Annotated in this window: 16 protein-coding genes; 8 read left to right on the top strand and 8 right to left on the bottom strand. The window is 67.3% G+C overall.

The genetic code is table 11. The annotated features are described in order from the left end of the window. Positions 1-345: 345 nt before the first annotated feature. Both ABZ406_RS08445 and ABZ406_RS08440 read left to right on the top strand, forming a co-directional pair. Positions 346-1,317 carry a helix-turn-helix domain-containing protein gene (locus tag ABZ406_RS08445; protein WP_357757360.1) on the top strand — a complete coding sequence of 324 codons (972 nt, stop codon included), beginning with the start codon at positions 346-348 and terminating at the stop codon, positions 1,315-1,317. A gap of 226 nt (positions 1,318-1,543) precedes the next feature. Further along, positions 1,544-2,011, top strand: coding sequence for a hypothetical protein (locus ABZ406_RS08440; RefSeq protein WP_357757357.1), 468 nt, complete (start codon positions 1,544-1,546; stop codon positions 2,009-2,011). 253 nt (positions 2,012-2,264) lie between these two features. Here the strand turns inward: ABZ406_RS08440 and ABZ406_RS08435 are convergent, their stop codons facing one another. The 3 genes from ABZ406_RS08435 to ABZ406_RS08425 all read right to left on the bottom strand — a co-directional run bounded on the left by ABZ406_RS08435 (position 2,265) and on the right by ABZ406_RS08425 (position 4,135). Further along, positions 2,265-2,501, bottom strand: a complete 237-nt coding sequence (locus ABZ406_RS08435) for a hypothetical protein (protein ID WP_357757354.1) — start codon at positions 2,499-2,501, stop codon at positions 2,265-2,267. Between the two features lie 71 nt (positions 2,502-2,572). Continuing rightward, a complete protein-coding gene (locus ABZ406_RS08430; RefSeq protein WP_357757350.1) occupies positions 2,573-3,790 on the bottom strand; it encodes a CehA/McbA family metallohydrolase in 1,218 nt (405 codons plus the stop codon). Positions 3,791-3,928: 138 nt separating this feature from the next. Then, positions 3,929-4,135: a hypothetical protein gene (locus tag ABZ406_RS08425; RefSeq protein WP_357757347.1), complete on the bottom strand. Its 207-nt coding sequence runs from the start codon at positions 4,133-4,135 to the stop codon at positions 3,929-3,931. Positions 4,136-4,419: 284 nt separating this feature from the next. Between ABZ406_RS08425 and ABZ406_RS08420 the strand changes: the two genes are divergently transcribed. After that, positions 4,420-5,625, top strand: a complete 1,206-nt coding sequence (locus tag ABZ406_RS08420) for an esterase-like activity of phytase family protein (RefSeq protein ID WP_357757344.1) — start codon at positions 4,420-4,422, stop codon at positions 5,623-5,625. Positions 5,626-5,752: 127 nt separating this feature from the next. On the opposite strand, the gene ABZ406_RS08415 is transcribed toward ABZ406_RS08420, so the two are convergent. The 4 genes from ABZ406_RS08415 to ABZ406_RS08400 all read right to left on the bottom strand — a co-directional run bounded on the left by ABZ406_RS08415 (position 5,753) and on the right by ABZ406_RS08400 (position 9,981). After that, positions 5,753-6,091, bottom strand: a complete 339-nt coding sequence (locus tag ABZ406_RS08415; protein ID WP_357757341.1) for an STAS domain-containing protein — start codon at positions 6,089-6,091, stop codon at positions 5,753-5,755. A gap of 219 nt (positions 6,092-6,310) precedes the next feature. Continuing rightward, complete coding sequence (locus ABZ406_RS08410; protein WP_357757338.1) at positions 6,311-8,107, bottom strand: NAD-binding protein; 1,797 nt, start codon at positions 8,105-8,107, stop codon at positions 6,311-6,313. Between the two features lie 169 nt (positions 8,108-8,276). Then, positions 8,277-9,527, bottom strand: coding sequence for an FAD-dependent monooxygenase (locus tag ABZ406_RS08405; RefSeq protein WP_357757334.1), 1,251 nt, complete (start codon positions 9,525-9,527; stop codon positions 8,277-8,279). 103 nt (positions 9,528-9,630) lie between these two features. Then, positions 9,631-9,981, bottom strand: a complete 351-nt coding sequence (locus ABZ406_RS08400; protein ID WP_357757331.1) for a MarR family transcriptional regulator — start codon at positions 9,979-9,981, stop codon at positions 9,631-9,633. 191 nt (positions 9,982-10,172) lie between these two features. On the opposite strand from ABZ406_RS08400, the gene ABZ406_RS08395 reads away from it, so the two are divergent. The 4 genes from ABZ406_RS08395 to ABZ406_RS08380 all read left to right on the top strand — a co-directional run bounded on the left by ABZ406_RS08395 (position 10,173) and on the right by ABZ406_RS08380 (position 13,235). Then, positions 10,173-10,892, top strand: coding sequence for a DUF3159 domain-containing protein (locus tag ABZ406_RS08395; RefSeq protein ID WP_357757328.1), 720 nt, complete (start codon positions 10,173-10,175; stop codon positions 10,890-10,892). A 65-nt stretch (positions 10,893-10,957) separates the two neighbouring features. Beyond that, positions 10,958-11,245, top strand: a complete 288-nt coding sequence (locus tag ABZ406_RS08390; RefSeq protein ID WP_357757325.1) for an antibiotic biosynthesis monooxygenase — start codon at positions 10,958-10,960, stop codon at positions 11,243-11,245. Beyond that, positions 11,242-11,658: a hypothetical protein gene (locus ABZ406_RS08385; RefSeq protein WP_357757322.1), complete on the top strand. Its 417-nt coding sequence runs from the start codon at positions 11,242-11,244 to the stop codon at positions 11,656-11,658. Before ABZ406_RS08390 ends, ABZ406_RS08385 begins: the two co-directional genes overlap by 4 nt. Continuing rightward, positions 11,655-13,235, top strand: coding sequence for a multicopper oxidase domain-containing protein (locus tag ABZ406_RS08380; protein ID WP_357757319.1), 1,581 nt, complete (start codon positions 11,655-11,657; stop codon positions 13,233-13,235). The genes ABZ406_RS08385 and ABZ406_RS08380 overlap by 4 nt, the downstream gene beginning before the upstream one ends. Positions 13,236-13,579: 344 nt before the next feature. Here the strand turns inward: ABZ406_RS08380 and ABZ406_RS08375 are convergent, their stop codons facing one another. After that, complete coding sequence (locus ABZ406_RS08375; RefSeq protein WP_357757316.1) at positions 13,580-16,435, bottom strand: BTAD domain-containing putative transcriptional regulator; 2,856 nt, start codon at positions 16,433-16,435, stop codon at positions 13,580-13,582. 253 nt (positions 16,436-16,688) lie between these two features. Here ABZ406_RS08375 and ABZ406_RS08370 point away from each other — a divergent pair. Continuing rightward, positions 16,689-17,603: GH25 family lysozyme (locus ABZ406_RS08370; RefSeq protein ID WP_357757313.1), on the top strand; the 915-nt coding region annotated here is incomplete at its 3' end.

Here is a 17,603-nt window from a genome sequence, read left to right as displayed (position 1 = left end):
ACGACCAGGTCTCTGCATCAACGGCCGGACGGTCAACAGGCGATCCTCGACGCGACGCGCTCGCCACCGCTTGCCTCGCCGGCCGCCCGCAGGCGACCCGTCGCGTCGTAGATGGCGCCGAGGTTGGCGCGGATGTGGCGGCTGGCTCGGCCGGCTCGTTGTCGAACTCAGGGCGCTCCCAGTCGAGCTGGCTACGGCAGGAACAGACAGGCGCCTCTTCGTACCGCTGGATTCACAATGCCCACGTTGGCGTCCACGCCACGAACCTTGGGTCAAGGAATACACATACAATAACTTCTATTCACTGGGGATTGACGGGAAGCCCTGCCTGTCTCAGGAGTCTTCATGCGGATAGACCGGTTCAGCACCAGCAGCGTTCCTCAAGATCTTCGGTTCGCCGTGTGGCACGAGATGACAGCGACCGCGATGATCAGCACGACGGTGACGACGCAGAATGCGAACGGCTTCGCGGCGGAGGTCGAGTTGCTCGATCTCGGTGCCGTCCAGCTGTCCAGGATCCGTTATCCGCCACTGCGCGCAGAGCGGGCGTTACGGCACATTCGCCGCTCAGATCCTGGTTGGTACTACCTCACAGTGCCAGTAGTTGGGCGCTTGGCCATCGACCACGCCGACCGGGAGTCCGCTGTCGCAATGGGACAGTTCACCATCATCGACACATCACTGCCGGGCGTTGTTGCGAACCGCGAGGTGGTCGAGCAGGTGATCATCCACCTCCAGCGCTCGGAAATGCCGACGCGACAGGCGCAACTGGCCGCGCTGCTGGCGCGGCCGCTGCCTCTCGGCGGCGGGCTTGGATCGTTGATGATGACGATGGCCAGGCAGATCAGGGACTCCGCCGACCATTACGCCGAGGCTGACGTGCGACGTCTTGCGCCGATTCTTATCGATCTTGTGGTCTCGGTCCTAGCGCAGTTCAGCCATCCGGACCGCGCCGGACGGGACGCGCTACATCGCCTTCTTCACCTCAGGGTGCTCGATTTCATCGACAAGCATCTGGCGGACCCCGGCTTGACACCCGCAGGGGTCGCAGCGGCGCACGCCATCTCCCTCCGCCAACTCCAAACCCAGTTCCGTGAGCAGGGGCTTACGATCGCCAGTTGGATCAAGGAACGCCGGTTGGACCGGTGCCGTCGCGAGCTCAGTGACGAGGCGCTGCTGGGCCGCTCGGTCGCCGTCATCGGCGCACGCTGGGGATTTGCGGACGCGACAGCGTTCAGCCGTACATTCAAGCAAGCGTTCGGCTTACCCCCGGGGGAATACCGCCAGCTCTACACCTCGCGCCAAAGCTTGCGCTGAGGGTCAACGTTCCTGCGCGCTCTGCCAACAATTGCCGCGCAGCTTCGTCCATCATCATGATTGCCGGCCGGCAGGTAGATCATCCGACCGATCTGTGTATCTTTCGCATCGTCGCGCCGACAGGACGAAAGGAGCAAATGCGTGGATTGCCCAACTCAACGACTACGCCGACGTGGTCCACAATGGGCGATCATCCGCCTAGCTTCCGAGGGTTCACCGTAGCTGAATGGGGGATTTCATGGCCAGAAAGAAAATCGCGCAGGTACTCGTTACGGCCTTCGTGGCCGCTGGGGCGCTTGCCATAGCGGCGCCAGCGTTCGCCGGGAACGTCGGCAGCTACCTCAGGAGGGACCTCAGCAGCGGAACAGCTCCTACGCTGCTCTATGTTAACGACTACATCCAGCGCTCCAGCGGTTCGACCTACTACTGGCTCATTCTCCAGAGTGACGGCAATCTGGTTTTGTACAAGGGCAATGCCAGCCACGTGGCCACCAAAGCCTGTTGGTGGTCCGGCACGCAGGGGCAGTCGTCCGGACGAGCCGTCTACCAAAGTGACGGAAACTTCGTCATTTACCACACCAACAACTACGCCCTCTGGGGCAGCAACACCTACGGCGGCAGTGGAACGACAGTCGACATCAATGCGTCAGGCCGATTGTATGTCGGCAACACGCCAATAAGCTCTGCATGCTGATGCGGTACCGCAATCGTTGACAGTGGGCATCGCCGGCGAAGTCTCATGTTGAAGCCTCGCCAACGTTCTCCGTCGGGCAGTCTCTGACCGTCCGGCGGGGGATGGCCCGCACACTGACGATGGCGGGCCTGCAAAGCAGCAGGCGGGCACAGTCGACAAGCGGATGCGCGGTCCAAAATGTTCAGTGAAGATGAACTACTTGCGGCCGTTGACCTTACCGGCGTCGCAGCCGCGGATGTCTCGGCCTACGGTCTCAGCGACCTTCACGCTCTGTGGTCAGGCCTTGGAAGCACGGGCGCAGGAGGTCGATGATCTGCTCGGGTGAGGCGTCCGCGAGGTACGTGAGGCGCAGCAGGTGTCTCGCGGCTAGTACGCCGTGGATGATCGCGCTGAGCAGGCCTGCGCGTGAGTGGCCGGTGTGCTCAGCGTCGCAGCCGTTCGAGGTTCCCGCGTGGTCTGACCACGTCGGGGCGCGACCACCTCTCGGCACCGGGGTGCCGGTCCCGGCACGACCGGGGCAGCCATGCGGCTGACTCCGGTGCCGGGACCGGCATCTCGGGGTCAGGGCCGGAGCCACCACGGGCTGGTGTACGCCACAGCGAAGTCGTTGCACGGGTGACCGGCCGGGCCGGGGGTGCCGTTGGGCAGGGACGGGTCGGAGATCCGGAGCACCACCCAGTCGCCGTCGGCGACGTCGAGCGGCACGGTGAAGTCCGTGACCCGACCGTTGACCGTGTCGACGACGTCGACGACGGTCGGTGCCGACGTGCCGGGACGCAGGACCTGGATCCGCAGCGGCTTGCCGTCCCAGGCCGAGCCGCGGTCCAGATCAAGCAGGAACCGGATGTCGCCGGAGCTCACGTTCAGCACCCCACCCATGCGTACGTCGTTGGCGGTGGCGTCCACCCGCAGCCCGGAGACGCGAGTGGCGAAGGACCGGCGGGCAGCCATCGCCTCGAACACCGCGGCGCGGGTGTTCTCGGCGACCCACAGGCCGCTGCGGCCCTTGCCCTCGTGGAAGCCCCAGGTGGTGCCGTGCTCGTCGGTGACGCCGGTCAGAGCTGGCCGCCAGCCGGCGTTCAGGCAGGCCACCAGCGGCGATGTCACGCCTGACGACCAGCCCTCGAAGAGGAAGTCGTCGGTCCGGTTGAACATCTCCAGCCCCACGAGCTGACTGCGGGCCGAGGCGTTGAAGGAGAAGTTGTTGAACCTCCCTGCCTCCCGGCCGGGGTGATTGAAGCTCGCCAGACCACCGGGCCGACCGGCCAGCCAGTTGTACAGGCTGCCGGGGCTGCCGGCCCGCAACAGGTCGACGAAGTCGGAGGTGTTCCAGACGTTGATGTGTCCTTGAAGGGGATGTGACCATTCGAAGCCGCGGATCGCGGTGAACTGACCCGGGTCATTGGCGGCGTTGGCCAGGTCGCCGGTGGTTCGCCACTCCGACGAGCTGAGCCCGTCGATGGCGAAGAGCGTCGCGTGGTCGGTCAGGGCGGCGACGTCCAGACCGGCCTCACGCATCGAGGCGAACGCGGCCTCGGCGCTGCCGTCACCGTCCGACATGACCGTGTGGTTATGCATGTCCGTGTGCACCAACATCGTGCCCTGGGTGATCAGGGATGACCGGCCGGCGCCGACCGCCGCGGTCGGCGCGCCGGCCACCGTCGTGGTGGCCGCCCGGGCCGCGGTCGGTAGCGCGGCCAGCATCAGCGTCCCGGCGGCACCGGCCAGCAGCGCGCGTCGGCCGAAGCCCGCAGGGAGGTCAACCTGGCCGTACGGCACATCGTCGTTGGATCCACGGTCGTGATCGCAGTGATGCGGGTGATGTCCAGTCATATCTATATGGATGTCGATGGACCTGTCGGGGACATCGCCGGAACCGATCCGCTGGGCGAACAGTACGGTCCAATATGGCTGGACCTACCACATCAGTGCACCAAGAGCCCAGAGCGTCAACCCGGCCAGCATCGCGAGCGCGACACCAGTGGCGATCCGAAGGGTGAGCATCGTGGCAGCCGGCCGGGTAGACAGCCGCAGCGTGGCGCCCGCATACATGGCGACAGCGCTGGCCACGAGCTCGGCCACCCACGACGCGAGCAGAAGAGCCTCGTTCAGCGGTAACGCCACGTCCCACCTCCCCGCCGTTCTCCTCCCATCAGTGAACGCCGGACAGCGGCGGTGCGGGTGGCTGCGTCATGAACGCGGAATGTCTGTCTGAGGCATCGACTCTGGCCGAATGCTGAACGGCCCGGGCATGTCGCTGTCCTGCCAGGACGGTCACCAGGTCGTCCATGGCCGCACGGTTTGGGCATCGATTCCCCGACGGCCAGTTCGCGTTCACCGCGTCGCTCTACCATCCCATCCGGATCAACACCGAGACATCCTGCTCGTACTCGACGGAATGAGGATCGATGGCAGTAAGCAAGCGAGTGGGCCTGGCTACCGCGGTGGTTGCCCTGACCCTGACGCTGCCGGGCGCTGCCGGTGCGGCTGGGCGGAGCACGTGGGGACGGGCCGAGTTGCTGAAGTTCGCTGCGCTACCGGCGGCGACCTTCGTTCCGGGCAGCGAACCATCCGGCTCGTCACTCGGCAGTGCCCCCATCAATGGCATCACTCCGCCGTTTGCCGACCAGCCCGTTCAGGGGTTCAGTGGCGTCCTGCGCAACACCGACGGGACCTTCGACGTGTTGTCCGACAACGGCTTCGGCAACAAGGCCAACAGTGCTGACTTTGTGCTACGTATTCAGCGGATCGCACCTGACGATGGCAAGAATGTCGTGGACGTGGTCGGCGGCATCAACCTGACCGACCCGTTCGGCAAGGTGCCATTCCCGCTTACTCGTGCCGATCGCGTGCTCACCGGAGCCGACTTCGACGTCGAGTCGATAACCCGATCGGCGGACGGCACCTACTGGCTCGGTGACGAATTCGGCCCGTTCCTGCTGCACTTCGACCGCTCCGGCCGCCTGCTACAGGCGCCGGTGCCGCTGCCAGGGGTGTTCGCACCGGAGAATCCTGGCCGCGGTGCGAACCCGGCAAACCTGGCCAGCAGCAAGGGCTTCGAGGGCATGGCCCAATCGCCAGATGGTCGCACACTCTATCCGCTGCTCGAAGGCACCGTCACCGGCGACCCCGCGGGCACGCTACGGCTTCACGAGTTCGATATCCGGACCAACACCTATACCGGCCGACGCTGGACCTACACGCTCGACTCTCCTGCTCACGCGATCGGTGACGCCGTCATGGTCGATCGGGACCGCTTCCTGATCATCGAACGGGACAACGGCCAGGGCGAAACGGCGAAGGTCAAGAAGATCTACCTTGCCGACAAGCGCGATCGGAACCGCGACGGCCTTGTCGACAAGACGCTGGTCGCCGACCTGATGGACATCGCCAACCCGCGGCACGTCGGTGGGTTCGGTGACACGTTCACGTTCCCCTTCCAGACGATCGAGGACGTGGTGATCCTCGACGACCGCACGCTCGCCGTCCTCAACGACAACAACTTCCCGTCCTCGTCGGGCCGGACGAGCGGACAGCCGGACAACAACGAGTTCATCGTGATCAAGCTCGCCCGGCACCTGGACGCGGACAAGCGGATCCTGCGTCGGTACTGACCCGGTGGCAGGGGGGTGGGCGGCAGTACTCGCTGCCCGCCCCCGATGTCGGTTGGCTCCGCAGACGGTGTGGCGCCTCTCGCGCAGAGCGCAGTCGGCGCGATCTTCCAGGCCCGTCGTGCTGACACTAATCAGTCGGGCGACTGCCGACGTGGCGCAGGCGGTGGGCGGGTATGCCCGCCATCACCAGCCGGTCCGCGATCGCGCTGGAGGGGTAATCGAGGAAGACGGCCACACACTGATCGTCGCCTAGGTCGCAGGCAGCGGCTAGGGTGCCGACATTGATGGGATCGAGTCCGTCAACCTCGCGTAGGTCGAGGACCAGCCGCAGCGGCCGATCATGACGGATGGCGCGCACGACGGCACGACGTAGGTCGACCGCGTCTTCGAGGCCGAGCGGACCTCGTGGTCGTATGACAAGGGTGCCGTCTGGGCTGGTGTCGACGGCGACCGGGACGCCGGCCATCGCGCTACCTTCCGTCACCTGATGTTATCTGGATCGCCAGGTTAAGGGCTCAAAGACAGGCAGTCGATCCGCCAGGACAAATGTTCATCAGGTCACGGATACGTGACGAGCACGAGTCGTGACGACAGTGGCAACCGCCGCAGACGACCTTCTTGATCGACGGTCTCCGCGGGCGATAATCGCAACGACCGCGGTGCGGGCGAGGGGTTACGGAACCTCTTACGCTTCATCGCGTGGTGCCGGAGCGAGCAGTCGCAGGGGCGCGACGTCGGCCAGTGGTTCAGCATCGGGGCTCGGTACGGTGCGGGGCAGCAGTGCGGCGAGACCGGCACGTGTGGCCAGCACGATCAGCCGGTCGGTGCGGACCAGTGCACGACGTCGCGGCAACGACCAGATGGTCTGTCCCGCCCGGCCGGTCCGCAGCGCGATCACCCACACCCCGCCGGGCTGGTTGACGTCGTGGCAGTACCGGCCCTCCAGTTCGGAGCCGGCGCCGACGGGGAGTTCGGCCACCAGCAGGACCCGGCGGCCGACCGATATGGTGTCGATGACCTGCCGGCCCATCATGGCGGCCGCGAAGGCCGGCACCGCCAGCGACGAAACGCTGCGTGACTCGTTGATGCCCAGGATGCGCTGAGTGCGCTCGGCGAAGCCATCGTCGAACAGCCGTAACACCACCCTCAGCGGAGGCCCGGTTGCTGCGGACCGGGTGCGGCCCGCCTCGTACGATGACCGCCCGGACAGGGCGGTCTCCAGGTTGGTGACGTCATCGTCAGTGAGCACCACCAGCGCCCGGCAGGTGGGTACGGAGGCGGCTCGCAGTGTCTCGGGCCGGGTCGCGTCACCGACGACCACCGGCAGGCCCAGTGCACGGGCGACACCAACGCCGCGCGCCGACTCCATCCGGTCAACGGCGACCACCCGAATACCGACGGAGTGTAGTTCTTCCAGCACCCTGGTGCCGATGTTGCCAAGCCCCACCAGCACGACGTGGTCGTCGATCGGCCCGATCATGCCGCCGGCGGCGACCGCCAGGCGGGCACGCACCAGCGAGTCGACCACGAGGGCCGTGACCGTGGGAAGTAGCGCCACTCCGGTGGTCGCCAGGACCACAGTGGCCACCTTTTCGGTGAGCGGCGCGGTTGGTTCCGCCTCGGCGCCGCCCATCGTCGCCAGCAGCGTGAGGTAGGCAGCCTCCGCGAGGTTCACCCCGCGGGTGTACGCCAACAGCACGCTGGCCGCGGCGAGTACCGCAGCCGTGCCGGCCAACGCCAGTCGCAGATTGCGGCTGAACACCAGCCCGAGGGCCCGAAGCAGGCGTGGCCTTCGGCGCGGCGGGGCCATTCGCGGCCGCCCATGGGCGCGGACAAGTACCAGGTCTGCCGAAGCCTGATCCGATGGAAGGACGGCCGGCTCCGAACCGGTCGTGTCGGCCAGACCGCAGACCACATCCACACCGGCCGGATCAACGGCGCTCCGCATCGCGGTACGCAGAAGCTCACCGCCGGGCAGCCGCAAATAAGTGGGCGTCGCGTCCCCGAGCGTGGCGGCGACGAACGCCGGTGCGGCGATCTCGGATCCGGAGAGCACGGCGCAGTCCCCGAGCATCGCGGCCACGCCCTCGCCGAGCACAGGGTTGAACAGTCTGAGCACGAGTCGGACGTCCGGAGCCAGTTCCCTGGCGATCATGGCGCCATCCACATTGGCCACCTCGTCGCCGCCAACGAACGCCACAGCTGCGGCGTCCCGAACTCCAGCCTGGTCGAGGATTTCAGCGGTCAAGCGGCGCGCAGTGACGATTTCCGGCAGTCTCCCCGGCACCTCGAGTTCAAACGCGAAGTCGGCACTCTCGGACACAAGGTGATCGCTCGACGACGGTAGGACGACGGTGACCGCTACGCCGTAGCGCTCTACCAGTTCAGCGACCAGACGGCGAGCCACCGCACCGTCACCGCAGACCACAAACTGCTGCCGTGCCGGGTCGGTGGGAGAGGGCTGTCCGGTGTCGTCGGGCACAAACCGAATGGTAGGCAGGCATCGCACGCCGGACGGATCGGAGCTGCCCCGACCGACTCGAACCCCCACACCACTGTGGCCCAGGGGTCGAGAGCGTCTGGCCATTCCTCGCTGGGGAATGAATGAGATGCCGCCGAAGAGGGCGCGTAACTGACAAGGGTCTGATCGCTCAGATGGACGGCCCGAAGACTTTGCGCCTCAAGGCGGGGATGGCCGCGCTCGCGCGCAGGAGCGTACGGAACATGGTCCGGTTCGTCGGGCCGGCCAGGGCGGCGTTTGTGGCGTTTCGGGTGGACAGCGCCAGGGCTTGGTTGGCAGCGTGCCGCATCGCGGTCTCGTAGACGCCGATGGCGCCGACCGGGTCGACGGCGGTGGTCAGGGCGTGGCAGAGGTGCTCGGCGTCGCGCAGGGCGGTGTTGGCGCCGATGCCTGCCATGGGGGTCATGTTGTGGATGGCGTCGCCGAGGAGTGTGACTCGCGAGGGTGCCCATTCGGAGAGCTGGGGCATGGTCCGCAGCGGCACTGTGGTGATGGTGGTGGCGTCGGTGGCGTCGACCATGGTCCGCAGTGGTGTTGTCCAGTCCTGGACGCGTTCGCTGACGAGCCGCTTCAGGTGGGTTCCGTCGAGCTTCTCGACCCCGTCCGGGTACGAGTCCCGCGACCCGGCCCAGGCCCAGACGACGTACTCGGCGGCGCCGTTGCTGACGTCGGTGTTGTCGGGATCGCCGGTGGGCCAGGTGGACAGGAACATCCACCCGTTGCGGGCGGGGACGACGTTGTTGATGCCGCCATCGGTGAGGTCGGCCGGTAAGGCGGCGGCGACGGCGCCTGCGAGGGGTACGCGGCCGGCGATGTTGACGATGCCGAGGTCCTGACGTTGCAGGCCGGGGAGGCGTTGGTGGCGTACCAGGGAGTTGCTGCCGTCGGCGCCCACGAGGATGTCGCCGTCGGTGTGGGAGCCGTCGGCGAAGTACGCCCGGACGCCGCCGGTGTGCAGCTCGTAGTGGGTGAACTTCTTGTCCCAGTGCACGAGAGGTTCCACGCCGACGTCGGTGTGGGTGTTGTGCAGGAGGGCTTCGTGGAGCTTGCCGCGGCTGACCGCGCGGCGTTTGGTGACCGGGTCGGTGGTGTCTGCGGGGAACCGCTTGTCGATGGTGGCCAGGACGCCGCGGTGGGGGTCGTGGAACCTGATGATCATCGGTACGGGGATTCCGGCCGCGTCGATCATCTTCCAGTTCTCATCGGGGAGGCAGGCGTGCAGGGCGTGCAGGCCGTCGGCATTGAGGTGGATCCCGTAGCTGGCCGGTTGTCGTGCCTGGTGCGCCGACCGTTCGAACACTCGGGCGTCGATTCCTGCGCGTCGTAGTCCGTGCAGCAGAGTGAGCCCGCCGAGACCCGCGCCGATGATGAGAACACGCATGAGGTGGTGCCTTTCCTGCCAGCGAGCTGGCGGTAGGGGCCTGCCGTTCGCCGTCGGGCGACCTGGGACGGCCCTGGTGTGGCCCGGGTGTCAGGCAGGCGGGCTACGGGGCGACCATCGCGCGCAGGAGGCGCTGGAGTTGCTGGGTCTGCGCTGGGGTGAGGGGCGCGGTCGCCGCTGCGGCGGCGGGTTCGGCGGCCTGGTGGGCCTGTGTGAAGACGTCACGACCGTGCTCGGTCAGGGTGACGGCCCGCAGCCGCCGGTCGCCCGGCACGAGCTGGCGTGAGGCAAGGTCGAGTCGTTCGAGGTCGTCGACGATCCGGACGATCGAGGCTTTGTCGTGGTTGGTGTGCGCGACGAGGTCACGTTGGCTGAGCGGGCCCGAGGCGTGCAGCCGCATCATCACCATCAGATGGCGCCGCTCGATGCCGAACGGCGCCAAAGCGTCGTCCATCGCCGTTGCCACGCGATCATGCGCTCGACGCAGCAGCAGACCGATCGCGAAGGGAGACCCCTCCTCCGGGTTCTCCGGACTACCGGACGGGGCTGGCTGCTCGGCGGAAGCTGATTCTGTAGGCACACCCGAACACTATCTCACGAGAGACGGGTTTGCAAGATACTGTTTCACGTGCAACCATTCTGCCCATGAGCGATCTACGAGCGACCCTCACGATCGGCGACCGGATGCCTCAGCACGACGTCAGCAGCCACCCGGAGCCACCCCCGCGATCCGGCCCACAGCACGGCCGCCACCAGGGAACGGAGTCGGGGTGGGCGGCGATCAGGCGGATGTGGCGCGACCCGGAGCGCTGGGTCGGGATCGGCGTGGCTGCGGCGCCGGGCCTGGTGTTCGTGGCAGTGAACGTCGTGGCATCCCTGTACCCGGCGATCGCCGCCGCAGCCGTCGCTGCCGTCGCCGGGCTCGGCTTCCGGCTCGCGCGCCGACAGTCACCGCGGTCCGCGCTGATCGGCATCCTGGTCGTAGCGGTGTGCGCGGTGGTCGCCGCCGTCACCGGGGACGCGCGGGGTTTCTTCCTGGTCCCGACCCTGATCCCGTTCGCCGTGATCATGGCGTGCCTGGCCACCATCATCGCGCGCCGACCGTTGACCGGCCTGCTCCTCAACCGGATGACCGGCGGCCCGCGTGACTGGTACCGCAACGCGGGGCTGCGCCGCGTCCACCTCAGGGCCACCGGTGCGGCGATCGGTATCAACGTCGTCAACGCCGCCGTACAGGTGATCTTCTACGGGCGGGGTGACACCGTCGTGCTCGCCATCGCCCACGCGGCCACGGGACCGGTCTTCGCCACCCTCGTCGCGGTCACGATCGTCGCTGTCCGCAAGACCCTGGCGTCTCAGCGATGACGACCCCTACCGAGAGCCCAACAAGCCGACCAGACAGTCCCGCGGCAACAAACATCGAACTGACCGTGACGAGCGTCTTCACCGTGACCGAACAACACCAGGCCCAGCTGTACGCGCTGCTGACCGCCAACGGCCACGACGTGCTGGAGCACACACCGGGCTTCCTCGGCTCGACACTGACCCGCTCCGACGATGGGCGACATGTCGTCCACCATGCGCGCTGGCGCGACGACGGTGCCCTGGCGGCCATGCTGGCCAGCCCGGCTGCACGTGCCAGCATCGCGGCGTCGCGTCTGCTTGCCGAGGTGCAGGTCTTCCGCTCCCACGACGTTCAAGCTTTCGAGGCATCGTGACGATCACAGGGACCACACCGATCCGACAGCGCCCGGCCACGTCATCGAGACGGCGGTGGCCAATCTGGCTGTTCCGGCTCACCATCACCACCGCGGCGGTGCTGGCCTTCGACCAGGCCGTCTTCGCCGGTCAGTTCCTGTCCGGCAGCTACGGGGCACTGCACCTGCACCGGGACAACGCCACGGCCACCGTCGCAGCGATCGCGGCCAGCATCGTCACCGCGATCCTGTGGCGCCGCGCCGGGGCAGGCCCACTCTGGCCACTGCCCGCGGCGATCGTGCTGTTCGCCCTGACCGCACTGCAGACCTGGCTCGGCTACCAACTGATCCTTGCCGTGCACATCCCCCTGGGCGTCACCATCATCGTGCTGTTGATCGCCCTCACCGCCGCAGCGTGGAGGAAGACCCGATGAACAGCATCAGTCGCCGAACCTTCCTCGGCGTCGCCGGAGCCGGGATCGCCGCCGCCGGGATCGGCGTCCCCTTCATCAGCGGCATCGCCGGGGCCAGCTCCACGGGGAAGGTCCTGCCCAGCCGCGCACCCCTGCCACCGCCATTCCAACGGCCACTCACCCTCCCGCCCGTGCTGCGACCGACCCGCTCCGACACGACCACCGACTACTACGACATCGTGCAGAGCGTCACCCGGGCCACGATTCTCCCCGGATTGACGACGAGACTGTGGACCTACAACGGCTCCTTCCCAGGGCCCACGATCCGAAGCGAACGAGGCCGCACCGTCATGGTCCGGCACACCAACAATCTGCCGGTACCCACCGTCGTGCACCTGCACGGCGGACGGACACCGCAGGACAGCGACGGCTACCCGATCGACTACGTCTATCCGACCGACATGAGCTACTACAACCGGCACCTCCGTCATGATCACGCAGGCGGCGGCCACGACATGGTCACCGGCGGAGACACGCGACAGGGCATCCGGACCTACACCTTCCCGTTGCAGCAGCGGGCAGCGACGCTGTGGTACCACGACCACCGCATGGACTTCACGGGCCCCAGCGTCTGGCAGGGCCTCGCCGGCTTCCACCTGCACCACGACGACGAAGAGGCAGCGCTGCACCTGCCCGCCGACGACCGTGACCTGCCACTGATGATCACGGACCGCAGCTTCGACACCGACGGATCACTGCTCTACCCCAGTCTCGACCCCACCCTCGTGAACCAGCACGGAGTCCACGGCGACTACGTCGCCGGCGTCCTCGGTGACGTCATGCTCGTCAACGGCACACCCTGGCCCGTCGCACCGGTCCAGCGAAGCACCTACCGGATACGCCTACTCAACGCCTGCAACGCCCGACGACTGTCACTACGACTCGACCCGCCACCCCCGTCCGCCATCACCCAGATCGGCACCGACGGAGGGCTCCTCGTCGAACCCATTCACCACGACCACCTCGAACTGGCCCCCGCCCAACGCTTCGACATACTCGTCGACTTCTCCCACTACGCGCCCGGCAGCGAAGTCACCCTGATCAACGACTACGACACTGCGGCGATGGGACAGGTCATGCGGTTCATCGTCGACGACGGCCGTCCGCAGGCGTTCAGGGTGCCGGACCGACTGTCCGCCATCCCGGCCTTACGGCCCGCCGATGCAATCGCCACCCGCAGGTTCGACTTCCGGGCCGGTGACGTCAACGACCACGACGGCTGGCTCATCTCCCAAGCCCCGTTCAGCCCCGACTCCATCGCCGCGCACGTCCACCTCGGCACCACCGAAATCTGGCAACTGAACGCCGACTTCCACCACCCCGTCCACATCCACCTCAGCCCCTTCCACGTCCTCGCTCGAGGCAGCGGCGGCCCAGGCCCCTTCGACGCCGGCTGGAAGGACACCATCGACCTGCGCCCCGGCGAACAAGCCAAGATCCTCATCCACTTCGACGGGTACCAAGGCAAATACGTCTTCCACTGCCACAACCTGGAACACGAAGACATGGCCATGATGGCGAATTTTGTCGTCAGCTGAGCCAACCAGCGGGCCACCGGGGATTCTGGATCCAGAGATGTTGCCGGTCTGACCTGCCCGGCGTCCCTGCCTGGTGAGGAGGGTGCCGTGAGGACGGCGACACATAACGATCAGGCTGCTGGACGTAAAAGCAGACCGAGCCCTAGGCGAAGGCGCGTCCTGGACCTCTACCCGGCGGTGGTCAGGCTGTGCTGCCATGTCCTTCGATGTTGTGGTTGGAGTCGCTCGGGAAACCCCGCCGTTCAGATCCCTCAAGGAGTGCTCGGCCGGTGGCGGTACGACCGGGATCGGTGGTCGTGAAGCTCTGCAAGGATGCGGACGTGCAGATCGGGTAGGGGTCGATGTCAGCTCGGCTGCTCCTCACGGCGTCTCAGCCGCTCGCTGAGCCGCAGCGTCCAGTGGTGCTGGCCCACCTCACGGCAGAGCACCAATGCCCGTTCGTACAGGGCCCGGGCGCCAGCTGCATCGGAGTGAGCCGCACAGACGTCACCTAGGCCGGAGAGCGGGTACACCATGGCGTATCGGTCGCCCTCCTGGTCGAACAGTGCCAATGACCGCCGATAGTGCAGCTCCGCGTCCTGGAGCTGGTCAAGCCCGAGGTAGACGCGCCCGAGACTGTCGTGGATGAAAGCTGCGGCGTAGTCGTCATCGAGCTCGTACTGAATCTTCAGCGCCCGGTTGAGCGGGTCGAGCGCCTCGTCGTACCGGCCGGTGTCGGTGAGCGTCAGCCCGTAGGTGTTCAGACTGTTGGCCCGGTCGGCTGCGTCTCCGTGTTCGGCGTACAACTCCGCCTGTCGCTCGGCGTGCGCCAACGCCTCGCCGTGACGGTCCACGCGAGCCAGGGCGACGATGATGCTGCGGTGCACGTCCGCTTCGGCGAGGTGCAGTCCTGCGTCTCGGAAGATCGCGACGGCACGCATACCCGCGTCCCGCGCACTGTCGGCGTCACCGAGGTACGTCTGTGCCCGCGTGAGGCCGTGCAACGCGAGCCCTTCGCCCAGCCGGTCGCCGCGCTGCCGGGCCGCAACCTCGGCGGTGCGGTGCCCAGCGAGTGCGTCGTCCCACCGCCCGGTGCGCTTCTGGTAGTCGGTGAGCGTACGGGCGAGGCGGGCCGGATGTAGGGCGAGGCCGGCGTCGTCGGACCCGGCTGCCAGCGACACACCCGTGACGAGCGCGCGGTACTCGGCGCCGAACCACACCATGGCGTGGTCCTGGCCGGTAATGGTCTCGGGCACCACGCCGGGCGCCGGTGCTGGCAACGGGATCGTCCTGCGCGAGGCGTCAAGCTGCCGGGCTGCGGATGCGGCAGTGTGCAGGTAATGGTCGAGCAGTCGACGCAGGCCCTCCCGGGCGTCCGGATCGGCGGCGATTTGCTCGCGGGCAAAGGCTCGGAGCAGGTCATGGAAGCTGTACCGGCCCGTTCTGACTTCGGTGAGTAGGTGCACGCTGACCAACTCGGCGAGGGCGGCCACGACTTGGTTCGGCGGCGTGCCGGTCAGGCTCGCCGCGACCGCCACGGAGATGTCGTTGCCGGGATGCAGACCGAGTAGCCGGAACAGGCGCGCGGCGGCTGGACGCAGCAATTGGTAGGACCAGGAGAAGACTGCACGGATATCGGTCGTGGTGTCCGGGCCGGCGAACGGGTCGAGGTGCCCCTCGGCTTCGGCGAGCGTGCGGGCGATGTCGCCGAGGGAACGTCGGGGATCGATTGCGGCGCGCGCGGCCGCGATCGCCAGAGCCAACGGGAGCCGGGCGCACCGGTCCACGATCTCCTCGACGGCGGCCGGTTCCCGTTCGATGCGAGCTGCGCCGAGTCGTTTGCGGAGCAGGTTGCATGCCTCGTCGTGGCTCAGGACATCGATCGGCAGCGGGACCGCGCCCTCGCCGACGACGAGTCCAGCCAGGTCGCTGCGGCTGGTCACCAGGACCAGGCAACCCGACGAGGCGGGCAGCAGCGGTCTGACCTGGGCCGCGTCGCGGGCATTGTCGAGCAGGATCAGCATGCGGCGTCCGGTCATGATGCTGCGGTACAGGGAGGTGCGCGCGTCCAGGCCGGTGGGCATCCGTTGCGCGGACACGCCCAATCCGTCGAGCAGGACTCTGGCCGCCTCGTCGGACGGGGTGATGGCATCGGAGGGCCCGTAACCGCGGAGGTTGACATACAGTTGCCCGTCAGGAAACCGGTGCGCGACACGGTGCGCCCAGTGCACGGCGAGCGCGGTCTTTCCGACGCCTGCACTGCCGGCCAACGCGACGACGACGACGGTCCCCCGCTCCTTGCCGACGCGCGCGGCCAACTGGTCGAGTAGGGCGATCGCTTCTTTCCTGCCCGCGAATCCGCTGACGTCGGTCGGTAACTGCGCCGGTTCGATAAGGGTTGCGGCGTGGTCGTCGGCGGCGGCGACCGGCTCGGTGGGCAGCGCCGCCGGTGTGGCTGGTGACGGTGCCGCGGCGACCGATGCTGCCTGCGCTGCTCCGAGCAAGGTCTCGACGTAGACGGCGTGCAGCATTGGGCCGGGATCGACACCCAACTCCTCTCGCAGGGTCGCGGCCCGTTCGTGGAACGCGCTGATCGCTTCGGCTTGCCGGCCGTCGCCGGCCAGGGCGGACATCAGCAGACCGGTGAGGCGCTCGCGCAAAGGAAGTGCATCCGCGAGTGCCCGCAGTTCGGGAATGAGCTGCCGGTGACGCCCGAGCCGCAGCTCGATCTCCGCGCACTCCTCGACGGCCGTCAGCCGCAGCTCCTCCAGATGCGTCGCATGCCGTTCGACGGTCCGTCCCGGCAGGCCGGCGAGCGGACGCCCACGCCACAGTCCCAACGCCGTCCTGAACTGCTCGACGGCCCCGCCGAGGTCGCCGCGGGACGTCCGCGCCCTCGCGTCGAGGACCATCTCCGAGAATCGGTCCACGTCGAGCTGGTCACTGCCGAGCACGAGGCGATAGCCGGCGCTGTCCGTATGCAGGAGCTCCGGCGCCGCCGCGAATAGGCGTCGGAGCTGATAGACAACCGTCTGGATCTGCTTACGCGCCGTCGGTGGTGGGTTACCGTCCCAGGCCAGATCGGCGAGCTCATGCACGGTGACCGTCGCACCCCGGTGCAGCAGCAGGCATGCCAGGACAAGCTGACTGCGGACCCCGCCCAGTGGCAGGCTCCGTCCGTGCAACCGCGCCTCCAGCGGTCCGAGCAGAGCAAAGTCCATCGGCGACATCCTCTGCAATCGTCTGACTGACCCCACACGCTAGCCAATGTGGGCCCTCCGACGCCGTCCCGTCGGTCCGCGCGGCAGCCCGTCGCTGCCGCGGACTACGGGCGATCGTCGTCCAGTCCTGGTCCAGCCCTCGCTGCCACGCTCTCGCCCGTAGCTGTTTCCGGTGCACATCGGGAACCACCACAGCGGAGGGACAGGCATGGTGAACATTCGGAGATCGACTGGTGGCCTCAGGGCTGTGGCATTGATCGCGGCGGCGCTCGGTGCTCTGCTCGCTGGCGGCCCGGCGTTGGCGGCACCGCAGCCGCACAGCGACGGCGACAACGGTTGGGCCGGCCACGGTGCCGCCCGTGGCCTCGCCGCAGACAAAGCAGTCGCGGTCGCACAGCCTGCCGGGTATCCCATCAACGGCATCGACGTCTCCAGCCATGATCACGCGGGTAGTAAGACGGTCAACTGGGCGGCCCAGCGGGCAGGTGGTGACGAGTTTGCCTACGTGAAGGCGACCGAAGGAACGTCATACGTCAATCCATACTTCGACCAGGACAACCGTGACGCGAAGAATGTCGGCCTCTACACCGGCGCGTACGCGTTCGGCCGGCCGGACCTCGGCAACCCTGTAGGTCAGGCCACCCACTTCGTCAACACCTTGCAGTGGTCCACCGACGGTCGGACGCTGCCACCCTTTCTCGACATGGAGTGGCCGTACGCGTCGCTGAACCTGCCGGCGTGCTACGGGCTCTCGCAGTCGGCCATGCGGTCGTGGATCAGCTCGTTCCTCGCCGAGGTCAAGACGCGTATCGGCACGACGCCGATGATCTACACCAATGTGAACTGGTGGAACCCGTGCACCGGCAGCAGCGCGGCGTTCGGGGAGTATCCGCTGGACATCAGCAGCTGCAACTCCGCGCCGCCATCGGTGCCGGGGTGGGGTACCAACTGGACGTTCTGGCAGTACGAGATCGACGCGTGCGGGCGTGGCGCAACCCGGGACTACAACGTCTTCAACGGCACGCTCGCCGACCTCGCCGCACTTGCCGGTGGCACCGCAGCGCCATCGACTGCGCAGGCGGGTCAGGCGGTGGTGCATGAGGGGTATACGAGTGTGTTCACGGTGAATGTGGCGGATGGGCATGTGCAGGAGTCGTATCTGCCTCGG

Origin of the sequence: Micromonospora sp. NPDC005710, assembly GCF_040630995.1 — a bacterium.
Taxonomy (GTDB): Bacteria; Actinomycetota; Actinomycetes; order Mycobacteriales; family Micromonosporaceae; genus Micromonospora.
This window is presented reverse-complemented; position numbering and strand designations above follow the sequence as displayed.

Excerpts from the sequence above, each read along its gene's own strand:
- ABZ406_RS08380 (WP_357757319.1), top strand. The coding sequence starts at position 11,655 with ATGAACAGCATCAGTCGCCGAACCTTCCTCGGCGTCGCCGGAGCCGGG.
- ABZ406_RS08415 (WP_357757341.1), bottom strand. The coding sequence starts at position 6,091 with ATGGCCGGCGTCCCGGTCGCCGTCGACACCAGCCCAGACGGCACCCTT.
- ABZ406_RS08420 (WP_357757344.1), top strand. The coding sequence starts at position 4,420 with ATGGCAGTAAGCAAGCGAGTGGGCCTGGCTACCGCGGTGGTTGCCCTG.
- ABZ406_RS08395 (WP_357757328.1), top strand. The coding sequence starts at position 10,173 with ATGAGCGATCTACGAGCGACCCTCACGATCGGCGACCGGATGCCTCAG.
- ABZ406_RS08375 (WP_357757316.1), bottom strand. The coding sequence starts at position 16,435 with ATGGACTTTGCTCTGCTCGGACCGCTGGAGGCGCGGTTGCACGGACGG.
- ABZ406_RS08440 (WP_357757357.1), top strand. The coding sequence starts at position 1,544 with ATGGGGGATTTCATGGCCAGAAAGAAAATCGCGCAGGTACTCGTTACG.
- ABZ406_RS08400 (WP_357757331.1), bottom strand. The coding sequence starts at position 9,981 with ATGGACGACGCTTTGGCGCCGTTCGGCATCGAGCGGCGCCATCTGATG.
- ABZ406_RS08405 (WP_357757334.1), bottom strand. The coding sequence starts at position 9,527 with ATGCGTGTTCTCATCATCGGCGCGGGTCTCGGCGGGCTCACTCTGCTG.
- ABZ406_RS08445 (WP_357757360.1), top strand. The coding sequence starts at position 346 with ATGCGGATAGACCGGTTCAGCACCAGCAGCGTTCCTCAAGATCTTCGG.